This is a genomic window from Nonomuraea sp. NPDC048881 (assembly GCF_040649795.1).
GTDB lineage: Bacteria > Actinomycetota > Actinomycetes > Streptosporangiales > Streptosporangiaceae > Nonomuraea.
Window position 1 is genome coordinate 444,351 of sequence record NZ_JBEZGC010000008.1, and the last position, 21,112, is coordinate 465,462.

Annotated in this window: 22 protein-coding genes; 15 read left to right on the forward strand and 7 right to left on the reverse strand. The window is 74.6% G+C overall.

Features of this window, described 5'->3' with window-relative positions:
* Positions 1-30: 30 nt before the first annotated feature.
* The 3 genes from AB0C33_RS29275 to AB0C33_RS29285 form a co-directional block, all read right to left on the reverse strand.
* Positions 31-1,569 carry an alpha/beta fold hydrolase gene (locus tag AB0C33_RS29275; protein WP_358293569.1) on the reverse strand — a complete coding sequence of 513 codons (1,539 nt, stop codon included), beginning with the start codon at positions 1,567-1,569 and terminating at the stop codon, positions 31-33.
* Between the two features lie 157 nt (positions 1,570-1,726).
* Complete coding sequence (locus AB0C33_RS29280; protein ID WP_358293570.1) at positions 1,727-2,443, reverse strand: DUF2071 domain-containing protein; 717 nt, start codon at positions 2,441-2,443, stop codon at positions 1,727-1,729.
* Positions 2,440-2,667 carry a hypothetical protein gene (locus AB0C33_RS29285; RefSeq protein WP_358293571.1) on the reverse strand — a complete coding sequence of 76 codons (228 nt, stop codon included), beginning with the start codon at positions 2,665-2,667 and terminating at the stop codon, positions 2,440-2,442. Before AB0C33_RS29285 ends, AB0C33_RS29280 begins: the two co-directional genes overlap by 4 nt.
* Before the next feature lie 141 nt (positions 2,668-2,808).
* Between AB0C33_RS29285 and AB0C33_RS29290 the strand changes: the two genes are divergently transcribed.
* Positions 2,809-3,564, forward strand: coding sequence for a ZIP family zinc transporter (locus tag AB0C33_RS29290; protein ID WP_358293573.1), 756 nt, complete (start codon positions 2,809-2,811; stop codon positions 3,562-3,564).
* Positions 3,565-3,577: 13 nt separating this feature from the next.
* On the opposite strand, the gene AB0C33_RS29295 is transcribed toward AB0C33_RS29290, so the two are convergent.
* Complete coding sequence (locus AB0C33_RS29295; RefSeq protein ID WP_358293575.1) at positions 3,578-4,168, reverse strand: XRE family transcriptional regulator; 591 nt, start codon at positions 4,166-4,168, stop codon at positions 3,578-3,580.
* Positions 4,169-4,285: 117 nt separating this feature from the next.
* Here AB0C33_RS29295 and AB0C33_RS29300 point away from each other — a divergent pair, with 117 nt between their 5' ends.
* Positions 4,286-5,122 carry an EamA family transporter gene (locus AB0C33_RS29300; RefSeq protein ID WP_358293576.1) on the forward strand — a complete coding sequence of 279 codons (837 nt, stop codon included), beginning with the start codon at positions 4,286-4,288 and terminating at the stop codon, positions 5,120-5,122.
* Between the two features lie 70 nt (positions 5,123-5,192).
* Here the strand turns inward: AB0C33_RS29300 and AB0C33_RS29305 are convergent, their stop codons facing one another.
* Together AB0C33_RS29305 and AB0C33_RS29310 are read right to left on the reverse strand one after the other, a co-directional pair.
* Positions 5,193-5,933 carry an ABC transporter permease gene (locus AB0C33_RS29305; RefSeq protein WP_358293578.1) on the reverse strand — a complete coding sequence of 247 codons (741 nt, stop codon included), beginning with the start codon at positions 5,931-5,933 and terminating at the stop codon, positions 5,193-5,195.
* Positions 5,930-6,634, reverse strand: a complete 705-nt coding sequence (locus AB0C33_RS29310; protein ID WP_358293579.1) for an ATP-binding cassette domain-containing protein — start codon at positions 6,632-6,634, stop codon at positions 5,930-5,932. Before AB0C33_RS29310 ends, AB0C33_RS29305 begins: the two co-directional genes overlap by 4 nt.
* An 87-nt stretch (positions 6,635-6,721) precedes the next feature.
* Here AB0C33_RS29310 and AB0C33_RS29315 point away from each other — a divergent pair, with 87 nt between their 5' ends.
* Genes AB0C33_RS29315 through AB0C33_RS29335 form a run of 5 tightly spaced genes read left to right on the forward strand, consistent with a single transcriptional unit; the run spans position 6,722 to position 10,890 of the window.
* Entirely contained in the window at positions 6,722-7,825 is a 1,104-nt protein-coding gene (locus tag AB0C33_RS29315; RefSeq protein ID WP_358293581.1) for a histidine kinase, read from the forward strand.
* On the forward strand, positions 7,822-8,451 hold the full coding sequence (locus tag AB0C33_RS29320) for a response regulator transcription factor (protein WP_358293582.1): 630 nt from the start codon (positions 7,822-7,824) through the stop codon (positions 8,449-8,451). Before AB0C33_RS29315 ends, AB0C33_RS29320 begins: the two co-directional genes overlap by 4 nt.
* Before the next feature lie 51 nt (positions 8,452-8,502).
* Positions 8,503-9,009 (forward strand): PadR family transcriptional regulator, encoded by a 507-nt coding sequence (locus AB0C33_RS29325; protein ID WP_358293584.1) that lies wholly within the window; start codon positions 8,503-8,505, stop codon positions 9,007-9,009.
* Positions 9,002-9,667 (forward strand): ABC transporter ATP-binding protein, encoded by a 666-nt coding sequence (locus AB0C33_RS29330; RefSeq protein ID WP_358293585.1) that lies wholly within the window; start codon positions 9,002-9,004, stop codon positions 9,665-9,667. Before AB0C33_RS29325 ends, AB0C33_RS29330 begins: the two co-directional genes overlap by 8 nt.
* Positions 9,664-10,890, forward strand: a complete 1,227-nt coding sequence (locus tag AB0C33_RS29335; protein WP_358293586.1) for a hypothetical protein — start codon at positions 9,664-9,666, stop codon at positions 10,888-10,890. The genes AB0C33_RS29330 and AB0C33_RS29335 overlap by 4 nt, the downstream gene beginning before the upstream one ends.
* Before the next feature lie 34 nt (positions 10,891-10,924).
* Here the strand turns inward: AB0C33_RS29335 and AB0C33_RS29340 are convergent, their stop codons facing one another.
* Positions 10,925-11,461 carry a hypothetical protein gene (locus tag AB0C33_RS29340; protein ID WP_358293587.1) on the reverse strand — a complete coding sequence of 179 codons (537 nt, stop codon included), beginning with the start codon at positions 11,459-11,461 and terminating at the stop codon, positions 10,925-10,927.
* A 238-nt stretch (positions 11,462-11,699) separates the two neighbouring features.
* Here AB0C33_RS29340 and AB0C33_RS29345 point away from each other — a divergent pair, with 238 nt between their 5' ends.
* The 8 genes from AB0C33_RS29345 (at position 11,700) to AB0C33_RS29380 (ending at position 21,110) form a co-directional block, all read left to right on the forward strand.
* Positions 11,700-12,920 carry an alpha/beta hydrolase gene (locus tag AB0C33_RS29345; RefSeq protein WP_358293588.1) on the forward strand — a complete coding sequence of 407 codons (1,221 nt, stop codon included), beginning with the start codon at positions 11,700-11,702 and terminating at the stop codon, positions 12,918-12,920.
* 75 nt (positions 12,921-12,995) lie between these two features.
* Positions 12,996-13,589 carry a hypothetical protein gene (locus AB0C33_RS29350; protein WP_358293589.1) on the forward strand — a complete coding sequence of 198 codons (594 nt, stop codon included), beginning with the start codon at positions 12,996-12,998 and terminating at the stop codon, positions 13,587-13,589.
* 10 nt (positions 13,590-13,599) lie between these two features.
* The gene (locus tag AB0C33_RS29355) at positions 13,600-14,133 is read left to right on the forward strand and encodes a GNAT family protein (protein WP_358293590.1); all 534 of its coding nucleotides are present in this window, start codon (positions 13,600-13,602) and stop codon (positions 14,131-14,133) included.
* A 105-nt stretch (positions 14,134-14,238) separates the two neighbouring features.
* Entirely contained in the window at positions 14,239-14,733 is a 495-nt protein-coding gene (locus AB0C33_RS29360; protein ID WP_358293591.1) for a hypothetical protein, read from the forward strand.
* 197 nt (positions 14,734-14,930) lie between these two features.
* The gene (locus AB0C33_RS29365; RefSeq protein WP_358293592.1) at positions 14,931-16,367 is read left to right on the forward strand and encodes an MFS transporter; all 1,437 of its coding nucleotides are present in this window, start codon (positions 14,931-14,933) and stop codon (positions 16,365-16,367) included.
* Entirely contained in the window at positions 16,364-17,890 is a 1,527-nt protein-coding gene (locus AB0C33_RS29370; protein WP_358293593.1) for an FGGY family carbohydrate kinase, read from the forward strand. Before AB0C33_RS29365 ends, AB0C33_RS29370 begins: the two co-directional genes overlap by 4 nt.
* Positions 17,887-19,560: a glycerol-3-phosphate dehydrogenase/oxidase gene (locus AB0C33_RS29375; RefSeq protein WP_358293594.1), complete on the forward strand. Its 1,674-nt coding sequence runs from the start codon at positions 17,887-17,889 to the stop codon at positions 19,558-19,560. The genes AB0C33_RS29370 and AB0C33_RS29375 overlap by 4 nt, the downstream gene beginning before the upstream one ends.
* The gene (locus AB0C33_RS29380; protein WP_358293596.1) at positions 19,557-21,110 is read left to right on the forward strand and encodes an FAD-binding oxidoreductase; all 1,554 of its coding nucleotides are present in this window, start codon (positions 19,557-19,559) and stop codon (positions 21,108-21,110) included. The genes AB0C33_RS29375 and AB0C33_RS29380 overlap by 4 nt, the downstream gene beginning before the upstream one ends.
* The last annotated feature ends 2 nt before the right edge of the window (positions 21,111-21,112 follow it).

The following is a 21,112-nucleotide window of genomic DNA, read 5'->3' on the forward strand; positions in this document are numbered from 1 at the left end:
AGGGGGCCGCGAGGCCGCGTCACCATCCGGCTACCGCAGGACGGACGTCCACCCGGGGCGGCCGGGCAGCGGGCTCGGGCTCGGGACCCGCCTGAGCGACGTCTCGTCCGGCGGGACGGCCGGGCAGCGAGCGCCCTGAGCGGGCAGGTCGCGGGAGAGCAGGTAGCGGTCGAAGGCGGCCGTCGTGCACTCGCCGCGCCCGTAGATGCCGTGCCCCCATCCTTCGTAGGTCAGCAGCCGGGCCTGCCGGCCGGCCTGCAGCGCCGTGGAGGCCGCCCACACGTACGGCGTGGCCGGGTCGTGCAGGGCGTTGCCGAGCAGCAGCGCCGGCGAGCCGTCCACCCTGAGCCGGTGCTGCCGGTTGGGCGTGGCCGTGCCCTGGCAGGCCAGCGCGAGCGGGTGCGCCGCGGCGCTGACCAGCATGTCCGGCGCGACGGCCGCCGACCTGCGGAGCAGCCGGTCCCAGTCGCGGTAGCCGCGGACGGGCAGCGCGTAGTCCTGGCAGAAGACGAAGCTCGCGTCGTTGACGGTCTCCCCGGCGACCCGGACGGGCGGCGCGAAGAGCGGGCTGACCGGGCCGGCGCCGCTCTCCATGGCGGCCAGCAGCTGGGCGAGCTGGCTCCAGGCCGGGCCGTAGAACGCGCCGAAGGCCAGGCCGATGAGGTCGAGCCTGCGCAGCTTGACGTCCGGCTGCCCGGGGAAGGTCAGCTCGCCCCGGTCGGCCCTGGCCAGCAGCTCGTGCCACACCGCGCGGACGTCCCTGCCGTGCAGCGCGCACGAGCCGGTCCGGCCGCACCAGGCCACGAACTCGTTGAAGGAGTCCTGGGAGGTCCAGGCCTCGGTGTCCAGGAACGCCTGGGTGCCCAGGCTGTGGTCCATGTTGCTGTCCAGCGCGAGGGCGCGGACGCGGCGCGGGTAGCGTTCGGCGTAGAGCTGGCCGATCAGGGTGCCGTACGAGACGCCGTAGTAGGTCAGCTTGTCGTCGCCGAGGGCGGCGCGCAGGGCGTCGAGGTCGCGGATCACGTACCCGGTGTGGACGTTGTCGAACAGCGGGCCGGTGCGCCGGCGGCAGTCCTCGCCGTAGCGCCGGTTGAAGGCGAGCAGGGCGTCCCAGCCGGCCTGGTCCTTGATCGACAGAGGGTCGGGCGCCTGCTGGGCGAGCTCCAGCGAGCAGGTGACGGGATGGCTGCGGCCCACGCCGCGCGGGTCGAAGCCGACCACGTCGAAGCGGCTGGTGATCTCGGGGGTGAAGCTGAGCCAGTTGTTCACCACGGCGTCCACGCCGGAGCCGCCGGGGCCGCCGGGGTTGATCACCAGCGACCCGATGCGGGCGGCCGGGTCGCTCGCCCGGCGCCGGGCCAGGGCCAGCTCGAACGTCCCGGCGCGCGGGTCGTTCCAGTCGATCGGCACGGTCAGCGTCCCGCAGTCGGCCGCGGGGTCCTCCGCGCACGGCGCCCACCGCACGGCCGGGGCGGCTGTGGCACCGGCGGTGGCGGCGGCCGCGGGGACCGGCGCGAGCGGCGCCGCGAGGGCCGATAAGAGGGTGAGGATCAGGACTGGTCTTCGCATCGCGACTCCAATCGTTCGGGGACCTGATCATCGATCAGTTCCTCCGACAAGACCATCCGACTGGAGGAGGAGACCGGAGTCATCCCTGAGGACCTTCCGCGCGGCCGCCGCGATCGGCTTCCTCTTCCGGTGACCCGTGCGCGGGCCTCGCGTCAGGTCACCGCGACCACATGCCGACGCGGACGTCCACGCCCGGGGAGGCGTGCAGGAGGGGCGGGCCGGCCGGGCCGGGCAGGCCGGCGGCCCGCAGCAGGTCCTGGTCGAGGCCGGTCAGCTCGACGTGCTGCAGCGGCCACGGCGGGTGCTCGACCTCGGCCGCGGCCAGCCGGCCCGCCACCCGGGTGAACAGCCGGTGGCGGGCGGTCAGGAAGTGCGCGAGCTCGTCCCGCTCGTCCTCCCGCAGGACGCCGCCCACCTCCGCCTCGACGTCGCACCGCACGCCCCGCGTCCCCGGCCACCTCCGGCGGCAGCGGTAGCGGCGGCGCCGCCGGTCGATCCGGACCGACATGTCGGACCAGTGGTAGGGCAGCCGGTAGCCGGAGCGTCCGCCGAGCGCGGCCAGCAGCCGTCCCGCGTCCAGGGACAGGAACCAGACGCCGGAACGGCCGCGCGCGTCCCGCACGTACGTGCGGCAGTTGGTCTCCGGGAACGCCGACAACCACGGCACGGCGGGCAGGCCAGGCACGCGTACGTCCTCCATGAGGAACGGCGTCACCCCCACCCACGCCGACCCGTCCATGGTCTCGACGGCGAGCTCGTCCGGCACCAGCTCACGGACCACGTCGACGGGGTAGCGCCAGTGCAGGAACGTGATGTGCGCCCACCGGTGGCACATCACCGGCAGCGCCACGCGCGGCGACGGCGGCGCCTTCACGCGCTGCGGCGGTGCTCGGCGAGGACCCGGCCGTCGCGCCGGATCCGGGCGGCCCGGTAGGGCGGGACCGGCCGGGTGACGCACGCCCGCGCGGCCGACTCGGCCTCCGCCTGGTCGATCCCCCAGCCGATGGTGTGCCAGCGATCGCCCGCCGCGTCCAGGACGGTGATCTCGTAGAGCTGTCGCGCCGGACGCGGAGTGCAGGGGGTGTGGCGGTGCTCCATCCAAGTCTCCTCACGACGGGGGCGGACCGCCGCCTGCCCTACCCGGGGCGTTCCACCCCAATCCCCGCCTCCGGAACGCGTGACGGGAAGGGCTTGGGCGAGAGAACCTTGGGGACGAGGACGCGAGAGGGATCGGTGCACATGCCTGAGTGGCTGGAAGCGGGGACGTGGGGGCTGGTCGCCGGAGGCGCGCTGGTCCTCGGCGCGGCCGTGGCGATGCTGGTGCGGGTCCCGGCGCGGGCGATCGCCGCCGTCATGGCCTTCGGTGCCGGGGTGCTGATCTCCGCGCTCTCCTTCGAGCTGCTGGACGAGGCCGAACGGTCCGGCGGGCTGCTGCCCACCGCCGTCGGCTTCCTGGCGGGAGCCTGCGCGTACGTGGCGGCCAACGCGATCCTGGCGCGGCACGGCGCCCGGCACCGCAAGCGCTCCGGCGACCAGCAGCCCAGCGAGGCCGACGCGCAGGGCAGCGGCGCCGCCATCGCCGTCGGCGCGCTGCTCGACGGCATCCCGGAGTCGGTGGTGCTCGGGCTGTCCCTGCTGCACGGCGGCGAGATCGGCCTCGCCGTCGTGGCGGCGGTGTTCGTCTCCAACGTCCCCGAGGGCCTGTCCAGCGCCGCCGGCATGCGACGGGCCGGGCGCAGCCCCGCGTACGTGTTCGGCGTCTGGGGCGGCATCGCCGTGGTCAGCGGCGTGGCGGCCATGATCGGCTACCTGACCCTCCGGTCGGCCTCCCCCGAGGCGATCGCGCTGATCACCGCGATCGCGGCCGGCGCCATCCTGGCCATGGTGGCCGACACCATGATCCCGGAGGCCTTCGAGCAGGCGCACGTCCTCACCGGGCTGATCACCACCGTGGGCTTCCTGTCCGCCTTCGCCATCGAGCGCCTGGCCTCCTGACGGCGAGCGCAGCTCACGGCCGGCCGGCGGTCCAGGGGGCCGGAGGGAGGTGGACCGTCATGATCATGTCGCAGGCGCCGTCGCCCTCGCCCCGGTAGCCGTGCGGGGCGTCGCCGTCGAAGGTGGCGGTCTGGCCCGCCTCGACGGGGTGCTCGGCGCCGTCGAGGACGAGCGTCATCCGCCCGGAGACGACGCTGAGGGTCTCCACCACCCCGGCCTGGTGGGGCTGGCTGGGGTACTCCTCGCCGGGTTCCAGCCGCCAGCGCCAGACCTCGACGGGGGCGGGGCCGGTGGTGGTCAGCATGAGCCGGGCCTGGCCGCCGCGCGGCCCGGTCCACAAGGGGGCCACGGCGTCGGCGGCCACCACGCGCAGGCGGCCCTCCGGCGGCCCCTGCATCAGGGCGGAGACCGAGATGCCGAGGGTGTCGGCCAGCCGGACCAGCGTGGCCAGGTTGGGGTTGCCCTGCGCCTTCTCCAGCGCCACCAGCGCGCCCTTGCTGACCTGGGCGCGCCGGCCGAGCTCCTCCAGGGACAGGCCGGCGCGGGTGCGGGCGGCCTTGACGTTGTGGGCGACCGTGCGCAGGGCGCTGGCCGGCTCGGCCATCTGTTCACCTTCCTCGCGGGGCGGACCGGTGGAATGTACTGCGCGGTCGGTCCGTTGTCCTCCAGCAGTCATTCTAATGTACTGTTTGGTCGTTCCGCTGAATGTCCGGGAGGTGTCGTGATCGCTCTGCTGCTGGCCCTGGGCAGCTCGCTCGCCTACGGCTGCGCCGACTTCCTCGGCGGCCTGGGCGCCCGCAGGGCCCATGTGCTGCGTACCGTGATGGTCGCGGCCCCGGCCAGCCTCGTGGTCGAGCTGCTGCTGTGGCCGATGCTCGGCGCGTCGTTCAGCCCCGCCGCGCTCGGCTGGGGCGCGGCCTCGGGCGTCGCCTCGGCGGCCGTGTTCGCCCTGCTCTACCGCACGCTGGCGATCGGCCCGATGAACGTGCTGTCGCCGGTGACCGCGCTGGTGTCGGCCGCGCTGCCCGTCGCCGTGGGGCTGCTCCAGGGCGAGCATCTGTCGGCCGCCGGGCTGGTGGGGCTGCCGCTCGCGCTGGTGGCGGTCGTCCTGGTCAGCGCGGGGCACGGCGCGGGGTCGGCGCGTCCGTCGCGGACGGCGCTGCTGCTGGCCTTCGGCGCCGGGTCGGCGATCGCCCTCCAGCTCGTCTTCCTGCACCAGGCGCCGTCCGACAGCGGGGTGGCGCCGTTGATCGTGGGACGGGCGGTCTCCTCGGCCGTCACCCTGACCGCGGCCGGGCTGCTGCGCCGCCGGCTGGGCTCCGAGCGGCCCGCGTACGCGCTGTCGGCGACCGCGGGCGTGCTCGACTCGGTGGCCAACCTGCTGTTCCTGCTCGCGGCCCGCAGCGGCGACCTGGCCGTGGTGGCCGTGGTGACCGCCCTCTACCCGGCCGGCACGGTGCTGCTCGCCCGCGGCGTGCTCGCCGAGCGCATCCACCGCGGCCAGCTCGTCGGCCTGGGCGCCGCGGCCCTCGCCGTCAGCCTCCTCGCCCTGCCCTGAACCCTGCCCCGCCCCCTGCCGTGAACCCTGCCCCCTGGCCCCGGCCTCTGCCCGGCGGGCACGCCCGGCGTCAGGAACGCGCGGCGGCGACCACGGCGACGGACAGCGGGACCACCGCCCACGCGCCGAGCACGGCGAACGCCGCCCAGGTCGGCATGACGTCCGGCACCTGCTCGATCAGCTGGAGGGCCGGGTACCCGGGCAGGACCCAGTTGACCACGTCGCCGCCCGGCAGCACGCGGGCGGCGAACGGCGCCACCAGGACGATCACCACCAGCGCCGCCGTCGCCGCCGCGCCGTTGCGCAGGACCGTGCCGAGCGCCAGCCCGAGCAGGGTGGCCACGACGATCATGAGCGTGCCGCCGGCGACGACCGTCCAGGCCCCGGCGGGCAGCGACGACGGGTGGAACTCCGCGGCGACGACCCGCCCGTAGAGGTAGCCGGGCACCGCGATGAGCAGCGAGCCGGCCACCGCGACGCCGCCCAGGACGACCGCCTTGGCCACCAGCACGCGCGCCCTCGACGGCATCGCCACGAACGTCACGTCGATCATGCCGGACGTGTGCTCGCCGCTGGCGGTCATCGCGCCCAGCATGCCGAGCGGGAGCTGGGCCAGGACCACCCCCACGTACACGGCGACCACGACCCCCATGGCCGCCTGGTCCCCCGTGCGGCCCGGGTCCCAGCGCGAGATGACGGTGGCGGCGCCGAGCACGGTGAGCGCGAGCGACACCAGCACCCCGACGCCGAGCGCCCACCAGGTGGAACGCAGGGTCCGCAACTTGATCCACTCGGCCGCGAGCGCGTTCACCGCTCCCCCCTTCCGACGAGCTCCATGAACGTCTCTTCCAGCGAGCCGCCCGGCCCGACCAGCTCGCCCAGCGCGGCGTCGGCGCGCAGCCTGCCCCCCGCCAGGACGACGAGGTGGTCGGCCGTGACCGCCATCTCGCTGATGAGATGGCTGGACACCAGCACGGTGCGGCCCTCGGCGGCCAGCGACCTGAGCAGGCCGCGCATCCAGCGGATGCCCTCGGGGTCGAGCCCGTTGGCCGGCTCGTCGAGCACCAGCACCTCGGGGTCGCCGAGCAGCGCCGCGGCGAGGCCGAGCCGCTGCTTCATGCCCAGCGAGAACCCGCCGACGCGCCTGCCCGCCGCTCCGCCGAGCCCCACGAGCTCCAGCAGGGGGCCGATGCGGGCCCGGTCGAGGCCGTTGGAGCGGGCCAGCCACCACAGGTGCTGTTCCGCGCGCCGCCCGCCCTGCACGGCGGAGGCGTCCAGCAGCGCGCCGACCTGGGTGAGGGGCCGGTCCAGCGCGCGGTAGGGCAGGCCGTTCACGGTGGCCCGTCCGGCGGTGGGCCGTTCGAGGCCGAGGAGCACGCGCATGGTGGTGGTCTTGCCGGCGCCGTTCGGGCCGAGGAAGCCGGTGATCCGGCCGGGCCGGACCGTGAAGGTGAGGTCCTGCACGGCCGGGGTCCGGCCGAAGCGTTTGGTGAGTCCGGTGACTTCGATCATGTTCCTCACCCTCCACGGCCTCCGGCCCGGCGCGCATCGGTCCTGGGACCGATACGGGCGGCGTGGCCGCCGGGTTAGGTTCGCACCGTGCGCCAACAGATCCGTCCGCCGCTGCTGAACCGGGTGCCCGCATGGGGCTGGATTTCCCTCGACGCCGTCGTCGCGCTGGTCGTCGCGCTCGGCTACGCCGGGCTCACCTCGTCGCGGAACCCGGCCGAGCCCGGTGTGCTGGACTTCGCGGCGGCGCTGGCGGCCGGGCTGCCCGTGGCGGTCAGGCGGTTGTGGCCGGGGCCGGTGTTCGTGGTCGTCCTGCTGGGCGGGCTCGGTATGCGGGAGTTCCTGCTTCCCCACGCCGAGCTGCTCTGCCTGCCGCTCGTGCTGTACACGCTGGCCACGCGGAGCAGGGCCGTGCTGCCGCTGCTGGTGGCGGGCGCGGTGGCCGCGCAGGGCGTGGCCGAGGTCCCCCTGACGGCCGCGGTCCGCGACCGGCTCGGGCTGGCGCTGGCGATCCTGCTCGCCGCGTGGGCCGCCGGCACGGCCGTACGCCAGCGCGGGCTCTACACCGGGCAGCTGGCCGCGCAGGCGGAGGAGCGGGCCCGTGCGGAGGCCGTCGCCGAGCGGCTGCGGATCGCCCGGGAGCTGCACGACGTCATCGGCCACAGCCTCAGCACGATCGCGGTGCAGGCGGGCGTGGCGGGACACGTGGGCGGGGCGGAGGAGATGAGCCGCACGCTCGCCTCGATCGAGGAGACCAGCAGGTCGGCCCTGCGGGAGACCAGGCAGCTGCTCGGCGTGCTGCGCGAGGACGACGCGGCCGAGCTCGCCCCGGCCCCCGGCCTGGCCGATCTCGACGCGCTCGTCGCGCGCACCAGGGCGGCGGGCCTGGAGGTGGAGCTGTCGATCGACGGCGCCGTGGACGGCGAGCTGGGGCCGACGGTCTACCGGATCGTCCAGGAGGCGCTGACCAACGTGCTCAAGCACGCCGGCGCCCGGCATGCCCTCGTCCGCATCGAACGCCTCCCGGACGCGCTGACCGTGGAGGTCACCGACGACGGCACGCGCGGCCGGGCGCGGCCGTACGGGCACGGCCTGACCGGGTTGCGCGAGCGCGTGCGCGTCTTCGGGGGCGAGTTCGAGGCGGGCGTCCGCCCCGTGCGCGGTTTCCGGGTGAGGGCGAGGCTGCCGCTGTGATCAGGGTGCTGGTGGCCGACGACCAGGCGCTCATCAGGGCGAGCTTCCGGCGGCTGATCGACTCCACGCCGGGGTTCCAGGCGGTCGGCGAGGCCGCCACGGGCGCGCAGGCGGTGACGGCGGCCGGACGCGACCGTCCCGACCTGGTGCTGATGGACGTGCGCATGCCGGAGATGGACGGCATCGAGGCCACCCGCCGCATCTGCGCGGAGCGGCCGGAGACGCGCGTGCTCATCGTGACCACCTTCGATCTCGACGACTACGTCTACGGGGCGCTCCGGGCGGGCGCGGCGGGCTTCCTGCTCAAGGACACGCCGCCGGCCGAGCTGATCAGGAGCATGGCCGTGGTCGCGTCCGGCGAGTCGCTGCTGGCGCCGACCGCGACGCGGCGGCTGGTCGAGCGCTACGTGCGGCCCCCGTCCGGGGACGGCGGCCTGGACATCACCGAACGCGAGCGCGAAGTGCTCGTCCTGGTCGCCAGGGGCCTGTCGAACGCGGAGATCGCCGGCGCCCTGTTCGTCAGCATGAGCACGGTCAAGACGCACGTCAGCAGCCTGCTGACCAAACTCGGCGCCCGCACCCGGGTACACCTGGTCATCGCCGCGTACGAGGCCCGCCTCGTGTGAGGCCCGCCGGTTCCGCTTGCCTGACTATTCATTGAATGTATAGTCGTGATCATGTCAACCGGTCACGTGCTGCTCGGCTTCCTCGCCGAGCGGCCGAAGCACGGCTACGAGCTCAAGAAAGAGCACGATCACCGTCTCGCCGGCGCCAAGCCCCTGGCGTACGGGCAGGTCTACGCCACGCTGCAACGCCTGGAACGCGACGGACTGGCGGAGGTGGCCGAGACGCGGCAGGAGGGCGGCCCCGAGCGCACCCTGTTCGCGATCACCGAGGCCGGCCGGGCGGAGCTGGAGCGGTGGCTGAACGCCGTCGAGCCGTCGGCGCCGTACGTCGCCAGCCCCCTGTTCGCCCGGGTCGCCGTCGCGGGGAAGGCCGCCGACGGCCACCTCCTGCGGCAACGCGAGGCCCACCTGGCCCGCATGCGGGAGCTGACCGCCGAGAAGGCGACCGGCTCGCCCGCCCAGGTGCTGGCGGCCGACTACGCGCTCCAGCACCTCGACGCCGACCTGCGCTGGATCGAGACCGCGCTCGCGCGGATGAAGGAGGACACCGATGCTTGAGGCCAGGGGCCTGGGCAAGTCGTTCGGCGGCACCAGGGCGCTGAACGGCGTCTCGCTCGCGATCGCGGAGGGCGAGATCGTGGCGATCACCGGTCCGAGCGGCGCGGGCAAGTCGACGTTGCTGCACTGCCTGGCCGGGGTCGTCCGGCCGGAGTCCGGCGAGGTCGTCCTCGACGGCACGCGCATCGACACGCTGCCCGAGGACGACCTGACCCGGCTGCGACGCCAGAGCTTCGGGGTCGTCTTCCAGTTCGGCGAGCTGGTGCCGGAGCTGACCGCGGCGGAGAACGTCGCGCTGCCGCTGCTGTTCGACCGGCACGGCAGGCAGGAGGCGATGACCGCCGCGGCCGAGTGGCTGGCCCGGCTGGAGGTGTCCGGCTGCGCCGGGCGGCGCGCCGGCGAGCTGTCCGGCGGGCAGCGGCAGCGGGTCGCCATCGCGCGGGCGCTGGTGACCGGCCCGCGCGTGGTGTTCGCCGACGAGCCCACCGGAGCCCTGGACACGCTCGGCGGCGAGCAGGTGATGGGCGCGCTGCTCGGCGCGGCCCGCGCCGGCCGGGCCGCCGTCGTCCTGGTCACCCACGACAACCGGGTGGCCGCCTACGCCGACCGCGAGATCCCGCTGCGCGACGGCGCCGTCCTGGTGGGGGCGGAACGATGATCACCGTGCTCGGCATGCTGCACAGGGGACGCTCGCGGGCCGAACGCGTGCGCGCCCGGCTGGTCGCCGCCGGGGCGGCGGTGGCCACGTTCCTGGTCTGCACGGCCGTCGGCATGGCCGACTTCCAGGACGAGGACGGCTCGCTGACCGGGCTCGGCCTGGCGCTGCTGGCCGTGCCGGTCGCCGGCCTGGTCCACCAGGCCAACCGGCTGGCCTCGGCCACCAGGGAACGACGACTGGCCGCCCTGCGGCTGGCGGGCGCGACGCCGGGCGACGTACGGCGGCTGGGCGCGCTGGAGGGCGGCCTGCTGGCGCTGGCCGGTTCGCTGACCGGCGGCGCGCTCCACGTCGTCACCCACCTCGGCGGGCCGCTGCCGCAGATCCCCGTGGTCGTCGCGCTGGTGACGCTCGGCGGGGTCCTGTCGGGGGCCCGCGCCGGACGGCACGTCGTCACCTCGCCGCTGGGCGTGACCCGCCGCGCACGCGTGCGGGGGCCGCGGGTGCTGGACCTGGTCCTGTTCGCGGCGGGCGTGGGCCTGCTCGTCCTCGGGCTGTCGGTCAAGGGCCGCTTCCCCGTCGTCGGCAAGTACGGGACGGCGACCGCCATGGCGGCCGGGCTGGTCCTGCTGCTGATCGGCGCGACCCTGGCCACGACCTGGCTGATCAGGGCGTATGCCCGCAGGGCCGGGCGGCGGGCCCGGTCGCCGGAGACGCTGCTGGCCGCGCGGCTGGTCGAGGCCGACCCCCGGGCGTGGGCCAGGGCCCTGTCGGTGGTGAGCCTGACCGTCTTCTTCGGCGCGGGAGCCGGGGCTCAGCAGGCCTCCGTGGGCTACTCCCAGGGCCACGCGCTGGTGGACGTCGCGCTCCTGCTGGCCCTGGCGACCTCGTCGATCGCCCTGGTGGCGCACCAGGCGGAGGAGCTGATCGACCATCGCCGCTCGTTCGCCGCGCTGGCCGCCGCCGGGGCGCCGGAACGGGCGCTGGGCAGGGTGCTCGTGCGGCAGGCGGTCGTCGCGGCGCTGCCGGTCTGCGTGGTGGCGGCCGTGTCGGGGGTCGCCGTGGTGGTGCTCCCCCTGGTGAGCGTCTACCGCGTCGAGTCGCTGCCGTGGGCGCTGACCAGGGCCGTCCTCATGGCGGGCGTCGGGGTGCTGGCCGCCGTGCTCGTCGCCCTGGCGGCCCGCCCCCTGCTGCGGGGCGCGCTGCGGTCCGGCACGCGGACGTGACCGGCGTCCGCCGACACCGCCTGCACCTGGCCGTCTACCGGTGAGCCGCCTCTTCCGGCCGGGGGGCGACCGGCTGCCTGAGCAGCGTCTTCGGGTCGGGGTCGGCGAACTCGGTCAGGTAGATCTCGTGGTGCAGCCCGTTGGGCACCAGCCCGTGCTCGGCCATGAACGCCTCCATCACCTCCAGCGACCTCTTCTCCTCGCTGTAGGGCCCCTCGTGCAGCAGCTCCACGCACTCGCCCTCGGTGAAGGTGACGACCTGGACCCGGTCCACGGCGGCCCCCGACGGGCGGGCCCGCTCACGCGCCGCCTCGGCCGCCCCCGGCTCGGGCATCCCCGGCAACGGCAGCAGCAGGTGCCACCGCCACTGGTCGCGCGGGGTCTCCAGCGGCGGCAGCGACGTGTCCTCCACCCACCACCGCCCCTCCAGCGGCCCGGCGGCGCCGCCCATGGCGGAGGCCACGGCGTACAGGGCGCCGATGGCCGACAGGTGCTCGGCGCCGCCGGGCTCTCCCATGCCCGTGACGTTGAGACAGGTGACGGGATGGCAATGGACCAGTCGCGGGGTCATGGATCCTCCGGGTAGATCTGGGTGGAATCCCCCATAGCGTGGGGTCTCCCCGTGGGGGAGAGTCCAATCAGCGTCGGCCTGCACACGGCCGAGATCCTGGTCGCCGCCGCTTCCGCGCCGCCCCGTCCGCCGCCCCGCCCGCCGGCTGACCCGCGCGGCGGGGCCTCACTCCCTGAGCGTGTCCGGCACTCCGCTCTCTTATACACCGCGTATATACTCTCGGAGTATATTGCGATGCATGATCAAGCACCTCAGAACGAACCGGGCCGGCGGGACCGCGGCCGTCGCCGGGCTCGCCGCCGTCCTGGCCGCCGGGCTGGTCCACGGCACGCCGGCGGCGGCGGCCGCGGCGGCATCGGCGGCGTCGTCGGCGGCGGCCGCGCCCGCGACGTACCTGCCGGCCCCGACCGGCTCCCGGCCGGTCGGCACCACGTCCCTGTACCTGAAGGACACCTCGCGCCCCGACCCGTGGGTCCCCTCGGTCAAGGCGCGCGAGCTGATGGTCTCGCTCTGGTACCCGGCCAGGTCGCCGGGCCGCCACCGCGCCCCGTACATGACGGCGAAGGCGTCGGAGCTGCTGCTCAAGGACGGCGGGATCACCAGCCTCCCGGCCGACACCCTGAGCAGGACCCGGACCAACGCCTTCACCGACGCCCGCCCCGCCGGACGCCCCCGCAGCCTGCCCCTCGTCGTCCTGTCCCCCGGGCACAGCAAGCCCCGCACCGAGCTCACCGCCCTGGCCGAGGAGCTGGCCAGCCACGGGTACGCGGTGGCCGCCATCGACCACACCTACGAGAACGTCGCCACCTCCTTCCCGGACGGCCGGGTCACCACCTGCGTCACCTGCGAGATCGACGACAAGGGCCCGGCCTGGTGGGCGAAGCTGGAGAGGAGCCGGGCGGCCGACGTGTCCTTCGTGCTCGACCGGCTCACCGGCGCGCACGCGCCGTGGAAGGGGGCCCGCCTGATCGACCCGTCCAGGATCGCCATGGCCGGTCACTCGGTGGGCGGCGCCGCCACCGTCGCCTCGATCGCGGCCGACACCCGGCTGCGCGCCGGCATCGACCTCGACGGCAGCGTGGAGACGACGCTCCCGGCGGCCGGGACGTCCCGGCCGTTCCTGTTCCTGGGCAAGCCCGCCACGTACACGCCGGGCACGGGCGAGCCGGCCGCCACGTGGGAGCGCGTCTGGGCGCGGCTGACCGGATGGAAGCGCTGGCTGCTGCTGACGGGGGCCGCGCACACGTCCTTCACCGACCTGGGCGTCCTGATGGACCAGGTCGGCATCGAGGACGGCGCCGCCGTGCCCGGCGCCCGCGCACTCGGCCTCACCCGCGCCTACGTCACCGCCTTCTTCGACCGGCACCTGCGCGGTCAGCCCCGGCCCCTGCTGGACGAGCCGTCGGCCGACGTCCCCGAGGTCAGGTTCTGCAGCCCGGAAGACCAGACCTGCGAGTGAGCCGGGGCCGTCTGTACGCGGGGCCGTTCCGGCGGGCATGATGAACAACCATCGGTCCGTCTCCTTGGAGCGTCCATGGATCGTCTGTTCGTGCGGCTGGCCCTCTACGTGGTCAGGTTCGCCGGAGCCGTCGCGGGGGTGTGGGGGGTCGCCTACGCCGTCAACGGCGCCACGCAGGCCGACGGGGAGATCGTCGTTCGCGTCGTCCCCCGCCTGGAGGCCGCCGACCGGCTCGGGCTGAGCGGGGTCAAGCTGCCCCGCGGCCTCTCCCTGGGAGGCGGGGAGCTGTCGCTGCGGGTCTGGGAGTCGACGGCGGCCGAGCAGGTGCTCTTCCGGGCGGACGTGCTGGTGGGCGGCCTGTGCGCGCTCGTCGCCGCCCTCCTGGTCGGAGGGCTGCTGACGTCGGTGTTCGAGGGCGAGCCGTACCGCCGCGGCAACGCGGCGCGGGTCGCCTGGCTCGCCGTCCTCGCGCTCGTCTCGGGAGCGGCCCAGGCGCTGCCCGCGCTCGCGGTGGCCGCCGTGCTCGACCGCGCGGAGGTGGGCGGGACGTTCGGGCCGCCGTCCGGGCTGTCGTGGCTGCCGTTCGCGGGCGCGGCGCTGCTGGCGGCGCTGGCCCTGGCGCTGCGGGCCGGACGCCGGGCCCGCGCCGACGTCACGTCCGTCACATAGTGTCGCGATCATGACGATCGAACTGCGCGCCGTCCGCGAGGACGATCTGGGGTTCCTGACCCGGCTGATCGGCGACCCGGACAGCAGCGGCGAGTACCAGTGGTACGGCTGGCAGGACCCCCACCGCCTGCGCCGCCTCTGGGAGGAGAACGGGATCCTCGGCGAGGACGGCGGCATGCTCGTGATCGCCTCCGGCGAGGACCGGGCGGGCCTCGTGTCGTGGCGCAGGCAGCTCACCTCCCGGGTGTCGTACTGCTGGGAGATGGGCCTGATCGTGGCGCCCGGCTTCCGCGGCAAGGGGCACGGGACGCGGGCGCAGCGGCTGCTGGCGCGCTACCTGTTCGACCACTCGCCGGTCAACCGGGTGCAGGCGACCACCGAGCTCGGCAACGTGGCCGAGCAGCGGGCGCTGGAGAAGGCGGGTTTCACCCGGGAGGGCGTGCTGCGCGGTGGCGGCTTCCGCGCCGGCGAGTGGCGTGACGGCGTGATGTACGGCATCGTCCGCGCCGACCTGGACCGGACCCCGGCGCCTCCGGGCGGCTGACCAGCGGCGGCGCGGCCCCCGGCGGAGATCAACACGGGCTCAACGGATCCTCAACACCGGCGCCCCTACGTTGCGATCACACGATTCCGCACCAAGGGGGAGCACATGCGCAACCTTCCAGCTCTGGCGCTCGCCGCGGTGGTGGCCGGCGGCCTCCTGACCGTCGCCTCGCCCGCCGGCGCCTCCGTCCAGGACGCCCGGCAGGCGTCGCGGACGCAGGCCGCCGGGCCGATCAACTACTCGTGCGGCGCGCGGCTGCGGGTGAGCCGGGACGTGCCCAAGCCCTGGCACCGCATGGCGAAGGCGAAGGGCCGCCGCGGCATGGTCTACCTGTACGAGGCCGACGGCGTCTACCACGGCCGGAACGTGTGGTGGGCGTGGGGCACCAGCCTGCGCTCCGGCGACCGCATCTCCATCGACTGGACCGACGACGGGGGCCGCACCTACCACGCCTGCCACGCGGTCGTCCGGGGCGGCGGACGCCGCAGCGTCACGTCGTACGCGGTGGACGCCCCGAACGGCCGCAAGTTCCGCGCCTGCGTGAAGGCCGCGGGCAAGTGGTCGTGCACCCGCGGCTGGTGGGAGATCAGGTATTCCTGACCGGCCGGTCCGCCGGGCAGGGCGTGCGAGCTGCGGCGATACGACCGCGACCGCTTGACATACCGGACAACCGGCACATAGTGTCCCGTCAATCGGCAGGCACAGACGAAGAGATCCCTGTCAGTGGTCTTCGTCTGTGCCTTTGTCGTATCCAGACCGCTGGCAAGGGATCACACCCCCCTGAAAGGCGGCTGGGCATGAGCGACGCCCCCGTGCAGAACACCTCGGTCACGCGGATCCGCAACGCCGGAGACGCGGCCGACGTCATCAACACCCTGACGAGGCTGGCCGGCCGGGCCAACTGGATCTGGTTCCTCGCCCTGGCGGGCCTGTTCCTGGACGCCTACTCCAACGCGGCCCTGGGCGCCGGCCTGTCCCCCATGGTCAAGCAGCTCGGCCTGTCGCCGGGCCAGGTGGGCGTGCTCACCGCCATGGCGCCGGCCATCGCCATCATCTCCAACCCGTTCGGCGGCTGGCTGGCCGCCCGGATCGGCCGGGTCAAGCCGCTGCTGCTGACCAAGGTGGTGTTCGCGCTCGGCGCGCTGCTGACCGCCGCCGGCTCCGACTTCCAGACCGTCTTCGCCGGCCGCGGCCTGGTCGGCATCGCGTACGGCATCGACTTCGCGGTGGCCATGGCGCTGCTGGCCGAGTACACGCCGTCCGCGCTCAAGGGCAGGCTCAACTTCTGGCAAGGCGTCTGGTACACCGCCACCACCACGAACCTGCTGCTCACGCTGGTGTTCTACCGTTTCGACGTGGGCGCGGACATCTGGCGCTGGTCGGTGGGCTCCTCGGCCGTCTTCGCCGTCGTGCTGCTGGTCCTGCAACTCGCCTTCCTGGTGGAGAGCCCGACGTGGCTGGCCGCCAAGGGCCGGCTGCGCGACTCCGCCGCGGCCCTGCGCCGCATGTACGGCTTCGCCGTCCAGGAGGACGCCGGGCGGGACGGCGTCGCGGCCGAGCAGGGACGGCAGGTGGGGTTCGGGGACGCGGGCGTGCTGTTCCGCAGGCCGTACCTGCCGCGCACGGTGTTGTCCACGGTCATCTCGCTCACCCAGGCCATGCAGTACTTCGCGGTCGGCTGGTACCTGCCGGTGATCAGCCTGGAGCTGTTCGGCAAGGAGTTCGAGAAGGCCACGATCGGGTCGATGGCGTTCAACGCGGTCGGCATCGTCGGCGGCTGCCTGGCGGCCTACACGGGCCGCCGCCTCGGCCTGCGGGTCAGCTCGATGGCCGGGTACGCGGTGGTGTTCGTGGCGCTGCTGGTGATGGGCGCGACGTTCAAGGAGCTGCCGGTCGCGCTGGCCGCGCTGCTGCCCGTGCTGTTCATCTTCTTCCACTCCGCCGGGCCCGGCCCGAACGGCAAGTCGATCGCCGCGCTGTCCTACCGCAGCGACATCCGCACCCTGGGCACCGGCGTGACCGGCATGCTCGGCAGCCTCGGCTCGGTCGCCGGCCTGTACCTGTTCCCGCAGTTGCAGGCGGGCATCGGGGTCGGCGCCAGCCTCATGGTGCTCTCGGTGGTGCCGCTGGTGGGCCTGGTCACCTGCCTGCTGATCAAGTGGGACCCCACCCGCGTGGCGGTCAACCTGGAGGAGGAGGAGATCGCGCTGCGGAAGAGGGACGAGCGCCGATGACCGGCCCTACCCGGCGGGGGATCCTCAGCGTCGACGAGGGCACCACGGGCACGCGCGCCGCGGTCGTCCTGGACGACGGCTCGGCGGCCCCGCCCGCCTACCGGCCCATCTCGGTCCACTCCCCCGACCATCTGCGGGTCGAGCAGGACGCCATGGAGATCTGGGCGAAGACCGCCGAGGTCTGCGCGCAGGCGCTGAAGTGGGCGCGGGCGCACGACGTCGAGGTCACCGGCGTGTCGATCGCCACCCAGCGCGCCACCGTGCTGCTGTGGGACACCGTCACCGGCGAGCCGCTCACCCCCGCCGTGGTCTGGCAGGACCGCCGCTACGCCGCCCGGCTGCGGGAATGGGAGCCCGGCTGGGACGCCCGCCTGGTCGAGCACACCGGCCGGCCGGTCGGCTCGCGCGCGCCGCTGCTGTGGGCCGCCGACGTGCTGCGCGACGACCCGGCCGCACGCCGGGCGCACGAGGCGGGACGGGTGGCCTTCGGTTCGGTCGACACCTGGCTGGTGTGGCGGCTGACCGGCGGCGCGCGGCACGTCATGTCCGCCACCAACGCGGTCGCCGCCGGCGCCTACGACCTGCGCACCGGCGACTGGTACGAGCCGTGGCGGGACTTCCTCGGCTGCCCCCGCGACGTGCTGCCGCAGATCCTGGACGAGGACGGCGACTACGGCCACACCGACCCGTCGGTGCTCGGCGTGCGGCTGCCGGTGCTGTCGGTGATGGGCGACCAGCACGCCGCGATGATCGCGCTCGGCGCGCACCGGCCGGGCCAGGCGATGTGCGTGCACGGCACGGGAACGTTCCTGGACGCCGTGGCCGGCGACCGGCCGCCCGCGCATCGCCGGGCGGTGCCGGGGGTGCTGACGCTGGTCGGCTGGCGTTCGCGCGGCGCGGCGGTGTTCAGCCTGGAGGGCTACGCCGCCACGACCGGCTCGGCGGTGCGCTGGTTGTGCGAGGAGATCGGGCTGTTCGACTCCCCCGCCCAGCTGACCGCGCTGGCCCGCGAGCATCCCGGGCCGAGCCGGGTGCGGTTCCTGCCCGCGCTGGCCGGGATGCGCACCCCGGTCTGGTCGCCCGAGGCCACCGGCGTCCTGACCGGGCTCAGCCTGTCCACCACCCGGGCCGAGCTGGCCCGGGGCGTCCTTGAGGGCATCGCGCACTCGGTGTGCGACCTGCTGGACGGGGTGGAGCAGGCGCTCGGCGCGCCGGTCACCGATCTGTTCTGCGGCGGCGGCCTGGCCAGCAGCGACGTGCTGATGGCGAGCCAGGCCGACCTCGTCGGGCGGCCGGTCCGCCGCGCCCGCGCCAACGAGACGGCCAGCCTGCGCGGCGCCGCCTACCTCGGGGGCGTGCGCGCGGGGCTCTGGCCCGACCTGCCCGCCGCCCTCGCCGGGCTCGGCGACGTCCCCGTCTTCGAGCCCACGTTGCCCGACGCCGCCCGCGAGGAGGCCCGCGCCGCCTGGCGTGACCTGCTCTCCCGGCACATCTCGTACCAACAGGAGGAATCCCCCTCGTGATCCGGCTTCCAGAACGCAAGCCCAGATCGGAGACCAGGAGCGCCATCCGGCGCACCCCGCTGCGGCTGGACCGTCAGGCGCAGATCGAGCGGCTGGCCGGAAGGCCGGTGGACGTGCTCGTCGTCGGCGGCGGCGTGACCGGCTGCTACGCCGCGCTGGACGCCGCCACCCGCGGCCTCAGCGTGGCGCTGGTGGAACGCGACGACTTCGCCTCGGGCACCTCCTCCAAGTCCTCCAAGATGGTCCACGGCGGCCTGCGCTACATCGAGCAGGGCAACCTGCCGCTGGTGCGCCGCTCGCTGCTGGAGCGCCAGCGCTTCCGCCGCAACGCGCCCCACCTGGTGCGACGGCTGCCGTTCGTGCTGCCGATCCTCTCCGAGGACGGCGTCTTCGACGCCCGCATCGCCAAGGCCTTCGAGGGCCTGCTGTGGACCTACGACCTGGCGGGCGGCTGGCGCATCGGCCGGCTGCACCAGCGGCTCAGCGTGGCCGAGGTGCTGGCCAGGGCGCCGCGGCTGCGCGCCGACCGGCTCAAGGGCGGCCTGCTCTACTACGACAGCCGCACCGACGACGCCCGCCTGACCCTGACCATCGCCAGGACCGCCGCCCACTTCGGCGCCACCGTGCTGAACGGCGCCACCTGCCGCGAGCTGGTCAAGGAGGGCGGCCGGGTGCGCGGCGCCCGCGTCGAGGTGGACGGCCGCACGGTCGAGGTGCGCGCCGGGGTCGTCGTCAACGCCACCGGCGTGTGGACCGACACCCTGGACGCGCTGTCCGACCCGGCGCACCGGCCGCGGGTGCGTCCGGCCAAGGGCGTGCACATCGTGGTGCCGTGGACGCGGCTGCCGGTGGACGGCACGGTCACCGTCCCGGTGCCAGGCCGGGCCCGCCGCGCCACCTGCACCCGCTGGGGCGACGTGGTCGTGGTCGGCACCACCGACACCGACTACGACGGCTCGCCCGACGAGGTGCTGTGCACCCGCGAGGAGATGCAGTACCTGCTCGACGGCGCCAACACCGCCTTCGACGCCGACCTCACCCCGGACGACGTGATCGGCTCGATCGCCGGGCTGCGCCCGCTGGTCGGCGAGAAGGAGGGCGCCACGCTCGACATGAGCCGCGACCACCGGATCATCATCGACGGCTTCGGCCTGGTCACGGTCACCGGCGGCAAGCTGACCACCAGCAGGCACATGGGCGAGCTGGCCGTGGACGAGGCGCTGAAGGTGCTCGGCCGCAAGGCCCGCTGCCGCACCGCGCGGCTGCCGCTGCTCGGCGGCGCGGGCTACGACGCCGAGGCGACCACCGCGACCGGCGGGCTCGGCGCCCACCTGGGCGAGCGGTACGGCACCGAGGCCCGGTTCGTCGCCGACCTGATCACCGAGGACCCGTCGCTGGCCGGGCCGGTCGTCGAGGGCAGCGAGTACCTGCGGGCCGAGGTGGTCTACGCGGCCCGCTGCGAGCTGGCCAGGAACGTGGACGACGTGTTGTCGCGGCGCACCCGGATGCGGGTCTTCGCCCGCGACCTGTCGGTCGAGGCGGCTCCCGAGGTGGGCCGGCTGCTCCAGCGCGAGCTCGGCCTCTCCGACGACGAGGTGGCCCGGCAGGTCGAGGACTACGTACGCGGCGTGGACCGCGAGAAGAGCGTTCTGATGGAGGGACTTTCATGATCAGCAGGCAGACCGTCACCCACCCGTTCAACCGCGGCGACTACGTCGTGGGCGCGCCCACGACGCCGCGCTGGGCCGCCGACTGCCCGCCGGGGAAGGGCCCGGCCAGCCTGCAGGGCCAGGTCGTGCCGGTCCCCGAGAGCGTGGTGGCGGAGCTGCGCGCGCTCGGCGCCGCCGTGCACACCGACCGGGACGAGGTGGTCCTGCGCACCCGCGACTGGTGGGCGGGCACCTCCATCGGCGAGACCGACGGCCGTCCGGCCACGCCGGAGGCGGTCGTGGTCGAGGTGGACGAGGAGGAGCAGGTGGCCGCCGTGGTGCGGATCTGCCACGAGCACCGCATCCCGCTGACCGTCTCGGCCGGGCGCAGCAACGTGCTGGGCGCCGCGTTGCCCGTGCACGGCGGCGTCGTGCTGGACGTGTGCCGGCTCAACCGCATCCTGTCCTTCGACGCCGAATCCATGATCGTCGAGGTGCAGGCCGGCATGTTCGGCGACCTGTTCGAGAAGGAGCTGCAGGAGACGCACGGCGCCACCACCGGCCACTGGCCGTCGGCGTTCGCCATCTCCACCGTCGGCGGCTGGGCCGCCTGCCGCGGCGCGGGCCAGCTCTCCACCCGCTACGGCAAGATCGAGGACATGGTGGTCGGGCTGGACGTGGTGCTGCCCGACGGCACCACCGCCAGCTACGGCACCTACCCGCGCGCCGCGGTGGGCCCCGACCTGCGGCAGCTGTTCATCGGCTCGGAGGGCACACTCGGCGTCATCACCCGGCTGCGGCTGCGTACGCACCGGCTGCCCGACTACGCGGTGGGCATCGCCTACGGCTTCGACACCTTCGCCGCCGGGCTCGACGCGTGCCGGGAGATCCTGCAGCGCGGCGCCACCCCGGCCGCGCTACGCCTGTACGACGCGCACGAGAGCGGCACCCACTTCGGCGAGCCCGGCACCAACCTGCTGCTCGTCGCCGACGAGGGCGACCCGGTGCTGGTGGACGCCGTCATGAAGATCGCCGAGGAGGTCTGCGCCGAACGCGCGCCGGTGAAACTGGACGGCGCGGCCGTCTTCGCCCGCTGGCTGGACGAGCGCATGATCGTCGGCAAGGCCGCCGACGGCTTCGTCCGGGGGCCGGGGTTCGTCTCCGACACCTGCGAGATCGCCGGGCCGTGGGCCGCGCTGCCCGCCCTGTACGACGAGGTCGTGGCCGCCATCGAGGCCGTCCCCGGCACGCTGCGCGCCTCGGCCCACCAGTCGCACGCCTACACCGACGGCGCCTGCCTGTACTTCTCGCTGCGCGGCGACGTCGAGCGCGACCAGCGGCGCGCCTGGTACCGGGCCGCCTGGGACGCCGCCGCCGAGGTGCTCGTCAGGCACGGCGCGGCGATCAGCCACCACCACGGCGTCGGCCTGCTGCGCTCGCCGTACATGCGGGACGCGCTGGGCAGCGGCTACCCCACGCTGGTGGCGGTCAAGCAGGCGCTGGACCCGCGGGGCATCATGAACCCCGGCAAGCTGGGGCTGCCCGCGTCCTTCGAAAACACGGCGCACTAAGG